14 protein-coding genes are annotated in these 18,659 nt (G+C 53.1%); 6 read left to right on the top strand and 8 right to left on the bottom strand.

Features of this window, described 5'->3' with window-relative positions; translation table 11 throughout:
- Positions 1-320: 320 nt before the first annotated feature.
- Together ABV298_RS25985 and ABV298_RS25980 are read left to right on the top strand one after the other, a co-directional pair.
- Entirely contained in the window at positions 321-2,723 is a 2,403-nt protein-coding gene (locus tag ABV298_RS25985; RefSeq protein WP_353719049.1) for an ABC transporter permease, read from the top strand.
- Positions 2,724-2,751: 28 nt separating this feature from the next.
- Positions 2,752-3,621: an alpha/beta hydrolase gene (locus ABV298_RS25980; protein ID WP_353719048.1), complete on the top strand. Its 870-nt coding sequence runs from the start codon at positions 2,752-2,754 to the stop codon at positions 3,619-3,621.
- Here ABV298_RS25980 and ABV298_RS25975 read toward each other — a convergent pair.
- The 6 genes from ABV298_RS25975 to ABV298_RS25950 form a co-directional block, all read right to left on the bottom strand.
- Complete coding sequence (locus ABV298_RS25975; RefSeq protein ID WP_353719047.1) at positions 3,612-4,844, bottom strand: sialidase family protein; 1,233 nt, start codon at positions 4,842-4,844, stop codon at positions 3,612-3,614. The two genes, ABV298_RS25980 and ABV298_RS25975, sit on opposite strands and share 10 nt — an antisense overlap.
- A gap of 40 nt (positions 4,845-4,884) precedes the next feature.
- The gene (locus ABV298_RS25970) at positions 4,885-5,853 is read right to left on the bottom strand and encodes a methylenetetrahydrofolate reductase (RefSeq protein WP_353719046.1); all 969 of its coding nucleotides are present in this window, start codon (positions 5,851-5,853) and stop codon (positions 4,885-4,887) included.
- Between the two features lie 128 nt (positions 5,854-5,981).
- A complete protein-coding gene (locus tag ABV298_RS25965; protein WP_353719045.1) occupies positions 5,982-6,692 on the bottom strand; it encodes a hypothetical protein in 711 nt (236 codons plus the stop codon).
- The gene (locus ABV298_RS25960; protein ID WP_353719044.1) at positions 6,689-7,483 is read right to left on the bottom strand and encodes a LytTR family DNA-binding domain-containing protein; all 795 of its coding nucleotides are present in this window, start codon (positions 7,481-7,483) and stop codon (positions 6,689-6,691) included. The genes ABV298_RS25965 and ABV298_RS25960 overlap by 4 nt, the downstream gene beginning before the upstream one ends.
- Positions 7,484-7,858: 375 nt before the next feature.
- A complete protein-coding gene (locus ABV298_RS25955) occupies positions 7,859-8,266 on the bottom strand; it encodes a Dabb family protein (RefSeq protein WP_353719043.1) in 408 nt (135 codons plus the stop codon).
- A 258-nt stretch (positions 8,267-8,524) separates the two neighbouring features.
- Positions 8,525-9,505 carry a helix-turn-helix domain-containing protein gene (locus ABV298_RS25950; protein WP_353719042.1) on the bottom strand — a complete coding sequence of 327 codons (981 nt, stop codon included), beginning with the start codon at positions 9,503-9,505 and terminating at the stop codon, positions 8,525-8,527.
- Between the two features lie 138 nt (positions 9,506-9,643).
- Here ABV298_RS25950 and ABV298_RS25945 point away from each other — a divergent pair, with 138 nt between their 5' ends.
- Entirely contained in the window at positions 9,644-10,132 is a 489-nt protein-coding gene (locus tag ABV298_RS25945; protein ID WP_353719041.1) for an SRPBCC domain-containing protein, read from the top strand.
- A gap of 221 nt (positions 10,133-10,353) precedes the next feature.
- Here the strand turns inward: ABV298_RS25945 and ABV298_RS25940 are convergent, their stop codons facing one another.
- Positions 10,354-10,734 carry a hypothetical protein gene (locus tag ABV298_RS25940; RefSeq protein WP_353719040.1) on the bottom strand — a complete coding sequence of 127 codons (381 nt, stop codon included), beginning with the start codon at positions 10,732-10,734 and terminating at the stop codon, positions 10,354-10,356.
- Between the two features lie 368 nt (positions 10,735-11,102).
- Here ABV298_RS25940 and ABV298_RS25935 point away from each other — a divergent pair, with 368 nt between their 5' ends.
- The 3 genes from ABV298_RS25935 to ABV298_RS25925 all read left to right on the top strand — a co-directional run bounded on the left by ABV298_RS25935 (position 11,103) and on the right by ABV298_RS25925 (position 17,799).
- A complete protein-coding gene (locus ABV298_RS25935; RefSeq protein ID WP_353719039.1) occupies positions 11,103-14,243 on the top strand; it encodes a TonB-dependent receptor in 3,141 nt (1,046 codons plus the stop codon).
- A gap of 19 nt (positions 14,244-14,262) precedes the next feature.
- Complete coding sequence (locus tag ABV298_RS25930; RefSeq protein ID WP_353719038.1) at positions 14,263-15,771, top strand: RagB/SusD family nutrient uptake outer membrane protein; 1,509 nt, start codon at positions 14,263-14,265, stop codon at positions 15,769-15,771.
- A gap of 237 nt (positions 15,772-16,008) precedes the next feature.
- Positions 16,009-17,799: a M43 family zinc metalloprotease gene (locus ABV298_RS25925; RefSeq protein WP_353719037.1), complete on the top strand. Its 1,791-nt coding sequence runs from the start codon at positions 16,009-16,011 to the stop codon at positions 17,797-17,799.
- 58 nt (positions 17,800-17,857) lie between these two features.
- Here ABV298_RS25925 and ABV298_RS25920 read toward each other — a convergent pair whose 3' ends face one another.
- On the bottom strand, positions 17,858-18,442 hold the full coding sequence (locus ABV298_RS25920; protein ID WP_353719036.1) for an HD domain-containing protein: 585 nt from the start codon (positions 18,440-18,442) through the stop codon (positions 17,858-17,860).
- Between the last annotated feature and the right edge of the window lie 217 nt (positions 18,443-18,659).

Raw genomic sequence — 18,659 nt, 5'->3', positions numbered from 1 at the left:
TTGCATCATCTCGCGGAACACCAGTTTGATAAAAAAGGGAGATATTTATACATTCCACTGATATACGATGTGGCGCCTGTCGAATCCTGATTGTGCAAATGCAACAGGTCAACTATCCTCATGGCCCTGTTACCGGGTATACAATGACGGCCCCGTCAAAGTTTGCCATGTAAAGAGCTACCGGAAAATCGTTCGATTCCGAACAGGCGACTACATTCAAACCCTTGATTTTCAGCCTCCCGCAAAGTGGCATACATTTATTACGGTATCCGAACGGTGTATCCATCCTCCCGCCAGGAAGCGGGGCTAAATGCAAACCTATGTTCAAGAACTATCTCAAAATCGCGCTCCGGAACCTGACAAAGCACAAAGCGTTCAGTTTCATTAATATCGCGGGCGTATCGCTCGGGCTCACCTGCTTCCTGCTGCTCGCGCTGTACGTGAAAGACGAACTGGCTTACGACCGTTTTCATGAGCACGCCGACCGTATTTACAGACTCAACCGCACGTTTCTGGCCAACGACGGCACCGAATCGCTGCGCCTCGGACATGCGGCACCGCCTTTCGGGCCGCTGATCAGGCAGGATTTTCCGCAGATAGAACAGGTGGTGCGCATGCTGGAAACCGGGGCGCTCGTGAGATATGGCGATAAGCGGTTCGCGGAAGAACAGATGTTTGCGGCCGAAGCGAATATTTTTAAAGTGTTCAGTTTCAAAATCGACCGTGGAAACCCGGACAAGGCCCTGGAAAACCCGTTTTCGATCATGTTCTCGAAGCCTATGGCGGAGAAATATTTCGGGAAGGAAGACCCCGTCGGAAAAGTGGTTCGGCTGGACAACCAACTCGATTACACAGTAACGGGCGTTTTCGAACCGCTGCCCTCCCAATCGCATTTCCACCCCAATTTCCTCGTTTCGTTCTCGACGCTGAACGACGACCGCGTTTATGGGGCGGAGGGCCTTCGTACCAATTGGGGCAATAATTCTTTCTCGACATTCCTGCTCTTGCCCGAACACTACGATCCACAAAAACTTACCGCGGCATTTCCGGCATTCCAGAACAAACACATCGAGCAGAACGCTTCCAAATACTCGGTGCTGACGCTGACCAAACTTACCGACATTCACCTCCGTTCTCACCTCGACTCCGAAATAGAAGCAAACGGCGACATTCAATATGTTTACCTGTTTTCCGCGATAGCGGTTTTCATCCTCCTGATCGCCTGTATCAATTATATGAATCTGGCGACGGCCAGGTCGGCGACCCGCGCCAAAGAAGTGGGAATGCGCAAGGTAATCGGGGCTGTTCGTACGCAGCTCGTCAACCAGTTTCTGAGCGAATCGATACTACTGGTGCTGATTTCGGTTACAATCGCATTTGTGGCCGTCCTCTTATGCCTTCCGTTGTTCAACAACTTCACCCGGAAACAACTTTCCGTTTCGGCGCTGCTGGATCCGTCGTTCCTGGCAATCCTCCTGGGCATAACCGTCTTTACAGGACTGGTAGCGGGCAGCTACCCCGCCTTCTTCATGACCGGCTTTCAACCGATCGCGGTCCTGAAAGGGAAGATCGCTTCGGCGCTGAAAAACGGCAAGCTGCGCCAGGCGCTGGTTGTCGCGCAGTTCGCGATTGCGGTGGTGCTGATCATCAGCACGACGGTCGTCTACAACCAGATGCATTACATTCAGGATTACAAACTGGGATTTGCCAAAGACCAGGTCATCACATTCAGTATGCCCGACGATTCCACGATCGACATCGAAGCGATCCGTCAGCGTTTCAAGGAATACGCCGGCGTGCGGGAGGTTGGCCGTTCGTCGCGCATTCCGTCCGGCAGGTTGCTCGATTCGTGGGAAGCCTACGTCATGAAAGGCGACTCGATGGCGCCTACCGAAATCAATATCAAGTCGCTGTCCGTGGACGAGGACTTTATTCCCACGTACCAGATCTCGATGGCCGCAGGACGTAACTTTTCGCGCCAATACCCCACCGACCGCACCAGCGGCTTTATACTCAATCAAACCGCCGCGCGACTGCTCGGCTGGAAAAACCCGGCCGATGCCGTCGGGAACCGTTTCGGCTATGGTAATATCCGGGGGCAAATCATTGGTGTAACAAAAGATTACCATTTCGAATCGCTTCATCAGAAAGTAGCGCCTATTGTCATGTTCTACCAGCCGGGGCGCCTGGGGCGGGTATCGGTGCAAATAGCGGGCGGAAGCATTCAGCATGCCATCGGCCATATCGAATCGGTGTGGAAAGAGCGGTTTCCGGAGGTACCTTTCCAATACGAATTTCTCGATCAGCGCTTTGGAAAGCTCTACGCGCGTGAGCAGACGCAGCAGTTGCTGTTCGGGGTATTCGCCGGCATTGCCATCCTCATTTCCTGCATGGGCCTCCTGGGACTCTCCATGTTCATGGCCGAGCTGCGTACCAAGGAAATCGGCGTGAGAAAGGTCCTCGGTGCTTCGGTAACCAGCATTGTGCGCCTGCTTTCGACGGATTTCCTCAAACCGGTCCTGGTCGCCATCGTCATTGCCTCGCCTATTGCCTGGTATGGTATGAAAAACTGGTTGCAGGACTTTGCCTATCACACCGAAATCAAATGGTGGGTATTCCTGCTGGCCGGGGTATTGTCGGTCACGATCGCACTGTGTACGGTGAGTTTCCAAAGTATCCGTGCGGCGCTGACCAACCCGGTGAAAAGTTTAAGAAGCGAATAACTCAACGGACTATTTAAAACCGGCAAACATGAGCTACGTGATTTTGCATAAAAAGGTAATGGTAAACGGCGTGGAAATCTTCTACCGCGTGGCCGGAGAAAGCGACAGACCGGCGGTTGTGCTGTTGCACGGGTTTCCGAGTTCGTCGGTAATGTTCAGAAAGCTGATGACGGAGCTGGCCGGCAAGTACTACCTGATAGCGCCCGATTTTCCGGGGTTCGGTTTCAGCGGCTTTCCCGACGCCAGGCATTTCGATTATACGTTCGACCACATAGCGGCGTGTATGAAGGCCCTTCTCGACGAAATCGGGATCGGGAAATTTTTCATTTACCTCCACGATTACGGCTCGGCCGTAGGTCTTCGCCTGTGCGTGGCTGTCCCCGGGCGCGTTCTTGGCATCATTGTGCAGAACGGGAATGCATACCGGGAGGGATTAGGCCCTCAATGGGACGAAACCATCGATTACTGGCATCACCCTACGGAAGAAAAGAAACGGAAAATAATGTCGTTTCTGAGCGAAGAAGGCACCCGGATGCAGTATACGGCGGGGTTGCCCGACGAACTACTGGCAGGTCTCGGTCCCGAGCTCTGGACGCTGGACTGGGCTTTGATGAGCAGGCCCGGCAACATCGATATGCAGTTTATCCTCAACTGCGATTATCAGAGTAATTTGCAGAAATTTGAAACATTCCAGCACTATTTCAGACAGTACCAGCCTCCCGCATTGATTCTCTGGGGAAAATACGATGTGTTTTTCAGCATCGAAGAGGCTTTCTGCTACCAACGGGACTTGCCCAATGCCGAGCTGCATATCCTGGAAGGAGGACACATGGCGCTGGAAACCAACTTCGACGAGATAGTTTGCCGGATGGGCGATTTTCTCGGCCGCTATTGCTGAGGTTCCGCCATAAACGTGCCGATATCCACCTTCTGAAAATACACGTGCTCTTTTTCTTCGGCGGTTTTGCTGGCCGAATAGGCAATCAGCAATTTGTTACCGACCTGTTTGATCACCGGGAACGACGCAAACCCCTGGCTCGAAGCCAGGTGTGCGGTTTTGAGCCTTTCGCCTGCGGGCGACCGCATTTCCAGGCCGATTACGCTGCCCGTTTCGGTGTGCTCGTCCCACACGATCGCCTGATTGCCGTTTTTCAGAAGCTGGATTTGCGGATGCTTTCCGGCTGTGCTGTTGCCTACTGCGTTTTTTGCGGAAAAAGTCTTTCCGTTATCCTTCGACGAAGTGAAAAACACGCCCTTTCCACTGCCCATGGTATACCATACGAACGACAACGCGGAGTCGGTTTGCGCTATGGCCGGGCCGGTATGCGGACATGCCCGGATCACCCAGTTGTCGGGGCTGATACGCACAGGGGTTGAAAAGCTCCTGCCACTGTCGGCCGAAACGATGTGGACCATGTCCCTGATCGAATCGTTCAGGATTTTGCGGTACGCGACGTGCAAGCCACCTGCTTTGTCGACAAACAGGTCGGTCCGGCAGCATTGGCAAACCGTCCGGTCGATCGGCTTTTCGCCTTCGAATGCATTGTTTTTGCCGAACGTCGCGAAGTAGAGCGACGACCCCTCCACGGGCGTATCTTTCCGGCTGTCGAGCCACACGGCACCGACCGTTCCGCCGGGAAGTATTTCCAGGTCGAAGTAACGCTGGTCTATACTCTTTTCATCGGGGCTTAGCGGCGCGGGGTCCGTCCAGGTTTGACCGTCGTCGGCCGACGAACTGTAAAAAACCAATCCTGAATACTTGTTTTCCGGGTTCGGGTTGGCCACGCCCCATGCCGCAATGATGCGCCCGTCCGGTGCGAGGATTACCTTCGACAGGTTTTCACCATGCGGCCTTACATTACCGCTGCCCGGTACGGTCAGCGTTTTCCCGAAACCATTACCATCGGAAATTTTAAAACACAATACCGCCTCCGAATCGGAAACGGTACGCACCCAGCTGAAAACCGTCGTATCGCCGATGGCAAAAAGGAACGGGCATGTGCCCGCGTAGGAACTGTCGACCCGGCTTTCCGCCGTGCCGCCCGAGTCCTGCACCGGTTTTCTTTCCGCTGCACACGACACCATCAGAAGCAAGCCGGCGCCATATATCAAATGCTTCATCGGGTATTTTTTCGGTTTCCAGGCAATGCATCAGCGAACATCAGATATCGGCGGATTCTACGATGACCCCTTCCGGCGATTTTCTCAGCCCTTTATCTTTCAGCATCCGCCCTATCCGGCAAGCCATATCGATCGAAGCCTCGATTTCGGCCTTGCGAATGGCGACACTTTCGATATTGAAGCCAAACGGAATCGAGCGTTCCACACAAAATTCGATCAGCCCGGAGGCGATTTCCAGACAAATGTTCACCGATCTGCCCAGCATATCGTCTGCGGCTTTCAGGTCTTCTTTCAGCTGGTCGGGAATATGAATGCCCAGCCATTCCATAAAGTCCAGCGTTTTAGCCGACCCGCAGGCGGTAACCGTAAATATGATGGTCGGAGGGGCGATCTGCCTGCTTTTACAGCTGGCCGCCAGGTCCTCGATCACCTGCTTCGCATATTCCAGATTAAAGACGCATTGCGAGATAAAGTAAGACACACCGCTGCTCATCTTGTCGAGCATCCGCACGTCTTCATCCTGCAACACTTTGTGCCTCTCGGGGATGGTCACCGCTCCGACGACCGACGTATCCCGATGCTTTTCCCATAGCCTGTAAGCCTCGGGAAGGCTGGTTTTAACCGGGAAATCGGGGGCAGGTACGCCTACGAAAACGGGGTAGCATTTGTGCCTGTGCAGTTCGTCAAGCCAGTCGGAGAGCTCCTCCGCCGAAAATTTGCCGGCCGGGCGGTAGATAATCTTGGGGATATCCAGCTTGCCCAGATGTTCCGAAGAAAACGCAAAAGGGTCCAGCGCGTTTATGAACGGAAAGGGCCTTTCTTCCGTCGTACGGGCCGATTCGTCCTGCACGTCGTACACTACCAGGGCATCTATATCCAGGGAAGACAGTCGTTCGATTGTTTTTTCTGCGATTTCAGCGACCCTTTCAGGGGTTGTACCTGTTTTGGGCGGAGTGATCCCATAAAGCATCACACCTGATTCTCCGGATTTGATCTTTTTTAGAAACATGATAATATCTGAATTACGGCTTCGGACTCCTGGCGGTATTCCTTTTCAATTGCGAAATATACGTCAAAATGTTTTTAGTAAGCATTCCGCGTAATGTGATCAGAGAGAATATCAGGCTCCGCCGATGTTTAATTAAGGTTCAAACCCACCGTCAGGCCGATGTACGGCTTACCCTGATAGATCCAGTACTGCCTGTCGCTGCCAAACAGGTGGTCGACGCCCAATGCCAGGCCAAAATTGAGCTTTTCGACCGCCATCAACGCGCATATTGCCTTCGACCAGACGAAACCGTCGTATTCGACATTAATGTTGTTGCCTGTCACCCAGGGATTAACGGGTGTTACACCGATGCCGGTTGCCAGGCCCGCCGAGAAGCCGAGATGCGTAACCCTCTGGCTGACTTTACCGATCGGGTTGCTTTTGTAGGACAATTCGTAGGTATCGTTCCGGTACCCTACATACAACGCGCCGTTGAGATGGTTGCTCAGCTGGGGCTGGAACGAACTTGTCGACGGCCGGTATTTGAACGGGATTGTGAGCACGTCCAGGTCAAATGTATTTTTCCAATACCTGCTTTCAGTAATTTCGCTGCCTGCGCCGCTGCGCGGGTATATCTCCGGCTTTACCGGCCTGCCACCCGGTTTCAGCGCCTTCCAACCGGGCCTCAATGCGTATACCAGCACCGAGTCTTCCTTATTTTCGACATAAACCACCGTTTTACGTCCATCGGAAACGGTCTTGTAAACGCCGTCGGTGAGCTTGTACTTGGGACTGTCTTTGAGGGCGTGGCACGAAGCCAGCGCCAGGGAAACGAATGTGTACAGTATCGTTTTGTTCATATAGTTATCCGAATGCATGCATCACAAGGTAGCTGCGCGATAGTAATCAAGCCGTTAACAGTTTTCAAACTTTCCTTCCTGTTTCTGGCAACGGGGACTTCCGATCCGTCGGACAGCAAAAGGAAATCGCCGTATTCCCTTTTCCAGCTTTTTACAAATGCTTTGTTGACCAGATAAGACTGATGGCAACGTATAAAACCGTCAGGTCCGAGCAAATCGTCGTACAAGTAAATCGGCTTGCAAACAACCAGCGCTTCCCCATCCACGAAGTGGAAAGTCATGTAATTGTTGGCCGACTGGCACCAGATTATTTCGTCGGTCCTTACAAAACGGGTCTCCATCGCGGTTGGCAGCGCTATTTGCCGTCCGGTACGGCCGGGGCTTTCTTTCCAGTTTTCGATCAGATTCTTCCATAACCGGTCCTGCTCCCTTTGCCCGATCAGGCGGCCGGCCCTTTCGACCGCAATTTGCAATTCGTCGATAGAAATGGGTTTTAAAAGGTAATCGATCGCCGCAAGCCGCAATGCGCGGATCGCATATTGATCGAAAGCCGTCACAAAAATTACCCCGAACGAAATATCCGGCAAACTTTGCAACCATTCAAATCCGTTCTGGCCGGGCATTTGGATATCCAGAAAAACCAGATCGGGCCGGCAGCTATAAAGCAAGCCGGTTGCTTCCCGCGAATCCAGGGCAGTGCCACAGATTCTGACCCCGGGGCAGTACTTCCCGATCAGGATTTCGAGGTTATCGAGATTGTATCGCTCGTCGTCTACCAGGATTGCTTTCATCCGAACCATTGATTAAAAACAAGTTCAATTTGCGTGCCATTCGGAACGGCGCTACCGATAGTCATCGCGATATGCGATTCGGGATGGAGCTCATTTAACAGGCTGATACGATCCCTGGTGAGCTTCAAGCCGAGCCCCGACGCGGTGAATGGGCAATCAGGAACGTCAGAATCAGAAGAGTTGCTGTTTTCATATTGTTAATGTTATGAAAACAAAAGAATGGGGTTTCGGGAAAACGCTTTACCGGGAATGTGAATCGGAAAGGATTCGTTGTGAATTCGGACTGACCGGAATGTAAAAAAGCGGACTGTTCCGTAGCGTACGAAACAGCCCGGGAGAATTCAATGCACGCGATTACGCGGATGGAATGCAGTTCTACACATCCATCGCGTCGTAGACGATCACTTTATCCCACAAATGGCTGCAATCCTTGATGAACTGCTGGTGAATCGGGTGGGTCTGATAGCTGGCCTGCCCGGCGAGGTCCTCGAAGAACATCAGCTCGGATACTGCCCAACTGTTGTCGACCACATCGCGTTTTTCGGTGCTTGCTACCACACCGATGCGGAGCTCTTTAATGGCCTCGATTTTCCGGAGCGTTTTCAGGCCTTCGATGATCCGGTCACGGTCAGCGACCGAACCCGGGTTTTTGAGCCAGAAAAAGACATGATGAACTAGTGGGTATTTAACCTTTCCGGCATCGGCCGGAGCAGCCACCCCTGTGGCCGCGCTTGCCGCCAATGCCGCCGAGCCGGCGATGAATTTACGACGCGTATGATCCATGAGTTTAAGTATTTATTTCAAAAGGAATGGTACCATGCAGGTTGGCTGTCCGAAGGCATCGCTTTCACCAGCCGGCCGAAGTTAAGATTCTTTCGGCCCCGACACAAACCGGCGATGCCCCGGCAGCCGGGCCTCCCGTATCGGTACAAGGCCCACTGCATTCTCTAACAAGGAGTTATTATTTTACAAAGCTGAAAATATTCGCTGTCTTTCCGACAGGTACCGTTAAAAGACATTCCCCGGGGAAGCGTACGTGCATCAGACCAGCGGATTTCGTCCCGCATATTTGGTGCGGTATTCCAGCGGCGACAGTCCGGCGAGTTTCTTAAAAACCTCCCGGAACGCCTTATCGTCGGAGTAACCTACTTCGCTCATCACCTCGGCAATGGTTTTACGCCCTTTTTCCAGCATGTTTTTGGCGAGTTCTACCTTGATACGCTGAAGGTACTCGACCGGCGTGTTGCCCGTAGCTTTATAGAACCGCCGGTCGAAATTACGGCGGCTTACTGCCAGGTCGTAAGCCAGTTTTTCGAAGGAGATTTTCCCGGTGAGGTTTTCTTCCAGGTATGTCTGGGCGCGGCGGACGAGCTCGTCGCCATGGTTTTTCTGGCTCTGAAAAATCAGGAACGCGGATTGGGACGACCGTTCGATGTCGATCTGGAACACTTTCGCGCAAAGAACGGCCGTTTCGCGGTCAAAATACTTTTCGACCAGAAACAGAATGAGGTTCAAAAATGAATATGCGCCTCCATTGGTATAAATACCCGGCTCGACTGCGATCAGCTTGTCTACCCGCAAGTTGACATCCGGAAATAGCCGCCTGAAATCGTTGGCGGCATTCCAGTGCGTAGAGCACACGCGGTGTTCCAGCAGGCCGGTTGCCGCCAGCAGAAATGCACCGGTACAAATGCTGGCCACTTCGGCCCCGCCTTTGTATTGCGCGCGTATCCAGGCGATAAGCTCCCCGTTGTCCCGCAAAACCTGGTCGAAATCATAGGAAAGCGAAGGAATGATCACAAGGTCGGTCTTACCTAATTGACGGATGTCGGCCGGGGCGACGGAAAAATAGCCCGTGCCGAGTTTCAGATCGTCGACAAACCCGGCGATACGCACCTGCATAAACGGCCGGTGCCCTTTTCGTTGCCAGTACTGATCGGCGCGGGTGAGGATTTCGAAACTTCCGGTAATGCTGCTGAGATTGATATTTCCCTTCGGGACGACGATTGTAACTTGTTTCATAAGATCCGGCTTTTCACAAAGCTAGCGGTATTATTTGTCCATATCAACCCGCCGGAATGTCCATTTTACACCAGCTGGCAGGAGCCCCGGGACAGTATTTTTGCATTGTTTCAATCATTCACTAAAAACTAGGAAATTATGGGCACAGCATCGGATTTCACAATCACTTTTGCCGTAAACAGCACACCGGCGGAGGCATTCAAGGCGATTAACCAGGTAAACGGCTGGTGGTCGGAGGAAGTAAAGGGAAAAACGGACGAGGCCGGCAGCGTCTGGTACTACCATTTCCAGGACGTTCACCGCTGCACCATCGAGGTCGCCGAACTGATCCCCGGCAAAAAGGTCGTCTGGAACGTGCTCGACAATCATTTCAAATTTACCAACGACACAAACGAATGGATCGGTAACACGATCGTGTTTGACATTGCCGAACGGGACGGAAAAACCGAGATCACCTTCACGCAAAAAGGTCTGACGCCGGCTTACGAATGCTACGAGATTTGCGAAGGCGCCTGGACAAACTACCTCGCTGACAGCCTGAAAAAGTTTATCGAAACAGGCAAAGGCAGGCCCAACGCAGCGGGCAAACCCAGGACCGAATACGAGGAACAGGTAATGGCCAGGTAGCGGCCCCGAGATTCGTGAAACGCATTCCCGGATGCGGGAACCAGGCCACCGGTTACGGAAGAATATAGCGGGCCAGTATGTCGAAGGCCTGCTTGGCCCGCCTGCTTCCGTAATTGCCCTGGGTAAAAGCGATGACTTCGTTCAGGCCGGGAAGCAGAATAATATATTGTCCCCCGTTTCCGGAAGCGAAAATTGCGGGACCTGTCGTCCAGCGGTAGTTTTCAATACCCAGCGGCGTGAAAAGATACTGTTTCGCAAACTGCATTACCGGCATGCGGGCGGCCCGCCCGATAATCCCTCCGACGATCATCGGAGCGCAGAAGATGTAGGCCCATTCCGTGCAGGGAATCCGGCCCGTAGCCATTGAAATATCGTTCATAAACCACCTTGCCGTTCCGCGAAATGAGCACGCTGTGCACATTGGGATAGTCGCCGGCATTAATTGCCTTCTCCATCGTCGCCAGCCTGTCCTGTGCAGGCAGACCGAGCGGCAGCAGCACCAGCAATGCCTGACCGAGTACTTTCCCCGGGATACCGGTCCGGCCGGCCACCGAATTACCGGAGTATTTCTTCCGAATACCAAAACCAAACTTCGCGGGCATATTTCACATAGCGGTTACGACCGGTTGCATGCACCTGATATCGAGCGTCCTGAAAAAACCGGGCGTCGGTTGCCGGTGCATTTTAATTCTAATTTAAGGCCATTTTAACCGCATTTAAATCTGCACGGGCCTTTTTTGGACTATATTTTTTAAAAATATTAAAATCCCCCTCACCCTGCAAAAGTCTCATCCGACGCCTGCTTCACAGCACGGGCGATGGCGTCGTCGTGGCTGGACTCTGTGAAAAACCGGAATTATTACCAAACCTTTTTTTAATCATGAATAAAATCCGCTCTCCCGTCTGTCATACGGACATGCTCCATTGGACTCATTGAAGAAATGCTTAACAAATACTAACTAATCCCTTTATGAAAAGTAATGTACAACGACCCGTCGTCCGGTCGGGAAGGATTATGAGAATAGTCCTGCTTAACCTGTTGCTCCTGGTTTCCCTAAGCTCGAACGCCGAAGGCCCGTTCTTCGCCGCGGACAAGAAAATTACCGGTAAAGTACTGGATTCCAAAGACTCCTCCCCCCTTCCGGGCGTAAATGTACTCATCAAAGGATCGGGCGTGGGCACCTCTACGGACGCCTCCGGAAATTACGAAATTACCGTACCCGACGAATCCAGTGTGCTGGTATTCAGCTTTGTAGGATTTACAAGCCAGGAAATCACAGTCGGTAGCCGGTCGGTGATCGACGTAGGCCTCGTATCCGACACAAAAGCGCTCAACGAAGTTGTTGTGATCGGCTACGGCACCGTCCGCAAATCGGACCTTACCGGCGCTGTCGCGACCATTAAAGGCGAGCAACTTGTCGACAAGCCGGTGCCCAACGTATCGCAGGCATTGCAGGGAAAGATCGCGGGTGTGGAGGTAAGTGTAAACAGCAATGCGCCTGGCGCGGCGGCCAAAGTACGCGTGCGGGGGATCGGCTCCATCAATTCCAATATCGATCCGCTTTATGTAGTCGACGGCGTGATCGGCGTGGACGGCAACTCCATTAACCCGAACGACATTGCTTCGCTGGAAGTGCTCAAAGATGCTTCTTCCACGGCCATTTACGGTGCCAGGGGAGCAAACGGCGTGATTATGATCACCACCAAGCGCGGGCGCGCGGGCGGCATGAAAGTTTCCTATGACGGCAATGTGAACGTGAGCGAGCTTTACCGCCATGTCAGAACACTCAATTCGGAGGAATTTATCAAGGTCTACAACGAAGCCTATGCCAACGGTACCAAGTTCGACCCGGCCGGCGGTGTCTGGACACCCCCGGCGCCTCTTAACCACGCCAACTTCCCGTTGCTGTTCGACGCCAACGACAAACCCCTATACAATACGAATTGGGAGAAGGAAGTTTACAAACCCGCTTTTTCCACTAACCACCAGCTCAATTTCCAGGGCGGGAACGACAAGACCCTGTTCAGTTTGTCGCTAGGTTATCTGGACCAGAACGGTTTGATGACCACCTCGGCTTTCAAGCGTTATAATGCCCGGTTTACGGTGGATACCGATGTGAACCGGTGGCTGAAAGTAGGCGGGAGCATGTCGCTCATCAACAGCCGGCAGCGACTGGTATCCGACGGCAACGGCGGCCTGAACGTCCCGCGTATGGTTTCGGAGGAAGTGCCGATCCTTCCGGTAAAATACCCCGACGGCACCTGGGCCGGCAACAACGATATCGCCGGACTGGAGGGAGGGCCGAACCCCGTGAACATCGCCAACAACCGGTATACCATTAACAACACGCTCCAGTCGCTGGGCAATACCTATTTGCTTTTCCATATTGCCAAAGACCTCGACTTCAAGACCGATTTCGGATTTAATCTTCAATCGCAGAAGAACAACTACTTTTCTTCCCAAAACCTGGCGCATATGTCGGCCGATCAGGGCGGGGTGGCCAACATTCGCGGTTATCTGAATACCTATTGGCAGTCGGAAAACTACCTTACCTGGAACAAGACGATCAACCAGCGCCACCGGTTCACGGCGTTGCTGGGGGCGTCGTGGCAGCAGTACAACCAGGAAACCGATTTCGTCGAAACCCAGAACTTCATCGACGATATTTTCCAGTGGCACACGCTCGGTTCGGGATCGGTGAGAAGCTCCTCTACTTCTGCTGACTACAAATGGGCGATGAATTCCTATTTTGCGCGGGCTACTTACAACCTGGACGAAAAGTATCTGTTCACGGCAACCGGTCGCTACGACGGTTCGTCCAAATTCGGCGCCAATAACAAATACGCATTCTTCCCTTCGGTAGGTGCTGCCTGGCGGGTATCGGAGGAAGGCTTCCTGAAAGGCAACAAAACGATTACGAACCTGAAACTACGCGCCAGCTACGGGCTTTCCGGTAACCAGGAGATCGGTCAGTACCAATCCATTGCGCAGATCCAGCCAGGCACGACCAATGCCACCAGCACCGTGCTGAACGGCGCCTTGCAGTCGACGCTGCTGCCCAGCTACCTCGGCAACCCCAATCTGAAATGGGAGAAATCGCTGCAATTCGACGCCGGGGTCGAATTGGGTATCCGTGAGAATATCGATCTGACAGTCGACTATTACAATCGCGTCACCAAAGACCTGCTGCTGCAAGCGCCCATTCCGTGGTCGGCCGGGGAGGTGAATGCGAATGTGTATCAAAACGTGGGGTCGGTAAGGAACTCCGGTTTCGAGGTAAGCCTGAATACGACAAACATCGAAACACGCAATTTCACATGGAGCACCAATTTTATCTTCGCCTCCAATGTCAACAAAATCCTGAAACTGAACCGCGGGAATGCCGACATTTTCCCCGGACCGAACTTCCTCGGCCAAACCAACATCCTGCGCGTGGGCGAGCCGATCGGTTCGCTCTACGGAATGACAAGGCTGGGCACTTACAGCACCGACGAAGCTGCCCTGGCGGCCGAACATAATCTGAAACCGGGCGACAGAAAGTACATCTACAATGCCGACGGAAGCAACTATTACAGCATTATCGGCCGCACCACCCCCAAATGGACGGGGAGCTTCAACAGTACGATGAAGTACAAAGGCTGGGACTTATCGTTCAACATCCGCTTCGTGGAAGGCCTGAATACGGCGGCGACATTCAAGCATTCGGTGGAAGACAGGCAGACTATTGCGAATAGCCTGGCCACGGTACTCGACGCGTGGACGCCCGACCATCAGAACACGATGATTTCGCAGGTGCGCAACTACAAATTCGCACAGGATTCGCATTTCGATACCTGGTGGGTGGAGAACGGCTCCTTCATCCGCGGGCAGAACTTCATGCTCGGCTATTCCTTCGATCAGCCGGTTCTGGATAAACTGAAAATGGACCGGTTGCGCATTTATGCAAGTGTTCAAAACCTGTTTGTGATCACCAAATATACCGGCTACGACCCCGAGGTGGATACATTCAATTCAAGCTACGGTTCCAATACCGCGTTCTCGCAGAACCTGGATTTCTTTTCCAATCCCCGGCCGCGCGTCTGGAACCTGGGCCTGACACTTACATTCTAAACCGCAACTACAAGAGATTATGAAAGCGATTAAAAATATATTACTGGCGGCTTCGCTGCTGGCGCTGGGATCCTGTTCCGACTTTCTGGAAGAAAACCCGACGGGATTCCTGACACCCGGATCGGAAGTATCAAGCAGCAAAGTGGCCCGGGCCTACGCGAATGCGGCCTACGTCAATTTGCAGGGGCTTCTGGCCGGCCAGCCGTCGTCGTATGGCGGAAACACCTACAATCTGCTCGAATTCATGACAGGGAAAGCGAACAGCGACCTCGGCCAGACCGGCTTCATAAATTACGCCAACCTCAGTTACACCAATACTTCCTTTTACTTCGATACCTGGTGGCAACAGATGTATCTCGGCGTCGGGGCCTGTAACCTTGCCCTTCAGAGCATTCCGGGCATCAATGCGGCAGGACTTACCGACGAGCAGAAGAACAATATGCTCGCCGAAGTCCGCACGCTGCGCGCGCTGTACTATTTTTACCTGGTAAGAATGTATGGCGCCGTGCCCGCAGTAACGGCCGTACCAACCAACCTGGACCTGAACCTCCCGCGCACGCCTGCGAAGGAGATTTACGACAAGATCATCATCCCCGACCTGCTTGCGGCCGAGGCATCCACCCTGCCATGGTCGAACACGAACGGAATGGTATCCATGTCGGCTGTGGAATCGATACTGGCGGACGTGTACCTGACCTACGCGGGCGCGGCGATCAACGGCGGCCAGCAGTATTATGCCGAATCGGCGAAACGGTCGTTGAACGTGATCCAGAAGGGCGGTTATTCGCTGTTCAGGAATTACACCGATATGATCAATCCGGCGAACAAAAACCTGAGGGAGTTCATTTTCCAGGTGCAATATGCGGCCAGCGTTCCGTTGACCAACCCGCTTACACCGCTTACTATCCCCAACTATTCGGGCATTTCGAAGTATGCGGACGAATACGGGTCGGTGTACCCTACGCCGGAATTCATCAAATCATTTCCGGCGGGCGACAAACGGGTGGAGGAAAAGCAGTTTTTTTATACCACCGCGCCCAGTATCAAAACGGGCCAGCCTGTGAAATTCAAAAACACGTATATCTATAAGTGGTTCGATGCGAATGCGGTCACGAACTCGATCAAATCCGATTTGAACTACACATTGTACCGGCTCGCGGACGTGTACCTCATGTATGCGGAGGCGTCCAACCGCGCGGAAGGTGCACCGAATGCCAAAGCCGTCGAACTGGTGAACGCCATCCGGGCACGGGCCAACCTGGCGCCCGTTTCGGGTTTAAGCCAAACCGCATTCGAGCATGAAGTGTGGCTGCAACGTTATTTCGAACTTTGTTTCGAGAACAAAATGTGGTTCGACATGGTCAGGACCCGCAAAGTGCATAATGACGTAACGGGCAACTGGGACGATTTCGTGGGCCACAAGACCGTTTTCGGTGCCACTTTCAGCGAAAAACAGCTGCTGTTCCCCGTACCCAGACAGGAATCGGACGTCAACCCGAACCTGCTGCCGAACAATCCCGGATTTTAACCAGGAACAGCTTCACACAGGGCATATTATAATACTCTATTCAGGTAATAAATCGAAACAGCCGGCCGATGGGCCGGCTGTTTTTTGTTGCGCAGCGTGCCGGCCTCGACGGGTGTCTGAAAGGCAGAGTGCGACTTCGCGCAACCGACCGCCTTACGGGAAATAATTATATTTTGTTAAAAAATAGTTATATTTATGTCATAAGTTCCTGCACATCAACCTCTCGCACCCATTACCATGAAAAACATTACCAAGCTCCCACCCGTCGTAGCCTGCTGCGTTGTAATCGCAACTGTGCTATGGCTTCCTGAAAGTGCCAGTTTATACGCCCAGCAGTCCACTGCCGCCGCCTGTTTAACAACCAGCCGACACCAGCTTTCGAAATCCGGGAAACAGATTTTCGATATCGCTCAAAAAAGATTGAATGCTTATCTGGCCTCCACCAAAACCAACCGTACCAATGCGCCCGACGAGCCGGTTCATACCATCCCCGTCGTGGTGCACATTCTGGAACCCGAGGGGCGTTCCCTTCTGACTGACTTTCAGGTCCATGAGGGAATTGCCGAACTGAACAAGGCCTTCCGCAATCAGCTCCCCGAATCGGACGGAGTAGACACCGGCATTCAGTTTCAGCTGGCAGTCAGGACGCCCGACTGTTCAGCCACTACCGGGATCAACCGCGTTTACCCAAACAATCCCAACTACACGTTGTACGGCGTGACATCGGCCGGCGGCCCGGGATTACCATACGACCAGGTTTACCCGATGAGCTATTGGAATAACCTCGAATATTACAACATATGGGTAGTGAACTTTATGGACCAGGGCGCGGCACTCGCGGCTTACCCGACAGGTGCCTATTCACCCTTTGACGGCACTATGATTACGGCTTCCTACTTTACCACGAAGATCCTTCCCCACGAGCTGGGACATGCCCTGTTTCTGGGGCACACATTCGCCAGAGCGATTGGCGGAGGCGATCTCGACCTGATAGAATGTCCTCAGAACAGCAATTGTGCCGAACAAGGCGACTATATCTGCGATACGGAGCCGGTCAATCAAAGTTCAAATTACATCTGCTTTTCAAATGCGAATCCGCCGAATCCCTGCAACAACAACGCGCCTTACGGCACCGTCCTCAAAAATTACATGGGTTATAACACTTTCGGCTGCCAGACGCAGTTCACAAATGACCAGCGCACCCGGATGCGGGGAGCATTGGAATCGCTGAGGACCGGACTGATCAACAGCAAAGGGCTCGACCCGGTGGTTACCGGGCAGACGATTCCGCAAGGGATCAGCGCAACGCTTACGGCTACCGGATGCAGCGGGCAGATACAATGGTACGACGCTCCGGCCGACGGCAATCATCTGGGAAGCGGCAACAGCCTCACTACCCCCGTTTTATATGAGTCGACCACCTATTATGCCTCGTGCCTCCGCGCCGATTGCCCCAGCGACGCCCGGGTAGCGGGGCTTGTGACGGTGGGTCCCGGGTTGCCGGTGCATCTGGTCCGGTTTGGGGCGCAGGTTACCGAACCCAACACGGTCACATTAAACTGGGCCACCTCGTTTGAAACCATGCATGATTACTTCGACGTGGAATCGGCGCGCGACGCCAAAACGTTTGGGAAAGCGGGGCGGGTTTCCGCGCCGTTCCGGGTAACCTCCGGGATTTCGGAATACCGGTTTGCGGACACGCCTGAGCCTCCCGCGGACATCATCTACTACCGTCTCAAACAGGTCGATACCGACGGCAGCTATTCGTATTCCAAAATGGTGTCCGTCCGCATGCAGGAAATGCAGAAAATCACGATAGGCCCCAACCCGGCCGGCAACAGCATCAGCATCGCGGGCGTATCCCGAAACTGGGATATCGAGGTGATCGACGCACGAGGTATGATCGTACAACGGCTGAAAAACCGGTTTCAAATCGATTCGGAACGTCTTCCTGCCGGGCTGTACGTGATCCGGGTCAATATGGAAAACGGTCATACGGTAGCCCGGAAGATTATCAAAAGCCAGTAAGGCCTTCGGTGGTCCCTGTGATTAATATGCAAGGGGTGGCAACCTTCGCCGGGAATGCCTACCCCTTCTTCAGTATACCTTTGTCGACACTTTCGTCGATCAGTTGCCGGGCGTAATCCCAGAGCGTCTCCGAGCCGTGTTTTATTGCGGACTTTTTCTCGTAGACCTTTTCATAACCCACACCGAACTCGCTCCATGTGCCTCCTTCGTTCGACGTGTTCTGAAGTAGTGGTTCGAGGCGGTCCATGGCACGGGCGAATTTGGCCTCGCTGGAAACGCCCGCTTCGAATTCTTCCCAAACGGCGATCAGCTCGTCGGCCTGGGACTCGGGCAGGAGCCCGAAGATCCGCCGGGCCGCCATTCGTTCCTCGTCGGTATTGGAATGGTTTTTCTGCGAATCATAAATAAATGTGTCCCCGGCGTCGATCTCCACGATGTCGTGGATCAAAACCATTTTTATCACTTTTAGAATATCGATCGGTGCATTCGAATGTTCTGCCAGCACGAGGGCCATCAACGCGAGATGCCAGCTGTGTTCGGCGTCGTTCTCATGCCGCTGACTGTTAAACAGCCTCGTTTTTCTCTGAATATACTTGACCTTGTCGATCTCTTTGATGAATTCGATCTGCTTTAAAAGATTCATGGATGGTGTCCGATGTTGGTATTCGGACGGCAAGTTACCGGATATCGCCGAACAAATAATATTGCGAACGCCAATCGCCGGGCCAGGCGCATAGTTTTAAAACGAAACCCTGGACGCCGAAGGTTAGAGCCTATCCCTCGTCCGATGGTCCGACAGACGCAGCATGCCAGCCGATGTCGGTAAAATGTCAAAAAACACATTCTTTTAACGAAAAGAA

It is taken from the genome of Dyadobacter sp. 676, from assembly GCF_040448675.1.
In the GTDB taxonomy this organism is placed as follows: Bacteria; Bacteroidota; Bacteroidia; order Cytophagales; family Spirosomataceae; genus Dyadobacter.
This window is presented reverse-complemented; position numbering and strand designations above follow the sequence as displayed.

Coding starts and splice junctions, on each gene's coding strand:
- ABV298_RS25985 (WP_353719049.1), top strand. CDS start 321: ATGTTCAAGAACTATCTCAAAATCGCGCTCCGGAACCTGACAAAGCAC.
- ABV298_RS25980 (WP_353719048.1), top strand. CDS start 2,752: ATGAGCTACGTGATTTTGCATAAAAAGGTAATGGTAAACGGCGTGGAA.
- ABV298_RS25975 (WP_353719047.1), bottom strand. CDS start 4,844: ATGAAGCATTTGATATATGGCGCCGGCTTGCTTCTGATGGTGTCGTGT.
- ABV298_RS25970 (WP_353719046.1), bottom strand. CDS start 5,853: ATGTTTCTAAAAAAGATCAAATCCGGAGAATCAGGTGTGATGCTTTAT.
- ABV298_RS25965 (WP_353719045.1), bottom strand. CDS start 6,692: ATGAACAAAACGATACTGTACACATTCGTTTCCCTGGCGCTGGCTTCG.
- ABV298_RS25960 (WP_353719044.1), bottom strand. CDS start 7,483: ATGAAAGCAATCCTGGTAGACGACGAGCGATACAATCTCGATAACCTC.
- ABV298_RS25955 (WP_353719043.1), bottom strand. CDS start 8,266: ATGGATCATACGCGTCGTAAATTCATCGCCGGCTCGGCGGCATTGGCG.
- ABV298_RS25950 (WP_353719042.1), bottom strand. CDS start 9,505: ATGAAACAAGTTACAATCGTCGTCCCGAAGGGAAATATCAATCTCAGC.
- ABV298_RS25945 (WP_353719041.1), top strand. CDS start 9,644: ATGGGCACAGCATCGGATTTCACAATCACTTTTGCCGTAAACAGCACA.
- ABV298_RS25940 (WP_353719040.1), bottom strand. CDS start 10,734: ATGCCCGCGAAGTTTGGTTTTGGTATTCGGAAGAAATACTCCGGTAAT.
- ABV298_RS25935 (WP_353719039.1), top strand. CDS start 11,103: ATGAAAAGTAATGTACAACGACCCGTCGTCCGGTCGGGAAGGATTATG.
- ABV298_RS25930 (WP_353719038.1), top strand. CDS start 14,263: ATGAAAGCGATTAAAAATATATTACTGGCGGCTTCGCTGCTGGCGCTG.
- ABV298_RS25925 (WP_353719037.1), top strand. CDS start 16,009: ATGAAAAACATTACCAAGCTCCCACCCGTCGTAGCCTGCTGCGTTGTA.
- ABV298_RS25920 (WP_353719036.1), bottom strand. CDS start 18,442: ATGAATCTTTTAAAGCAGATCGAATTCATCAAAGAGATCGACAAGGTC.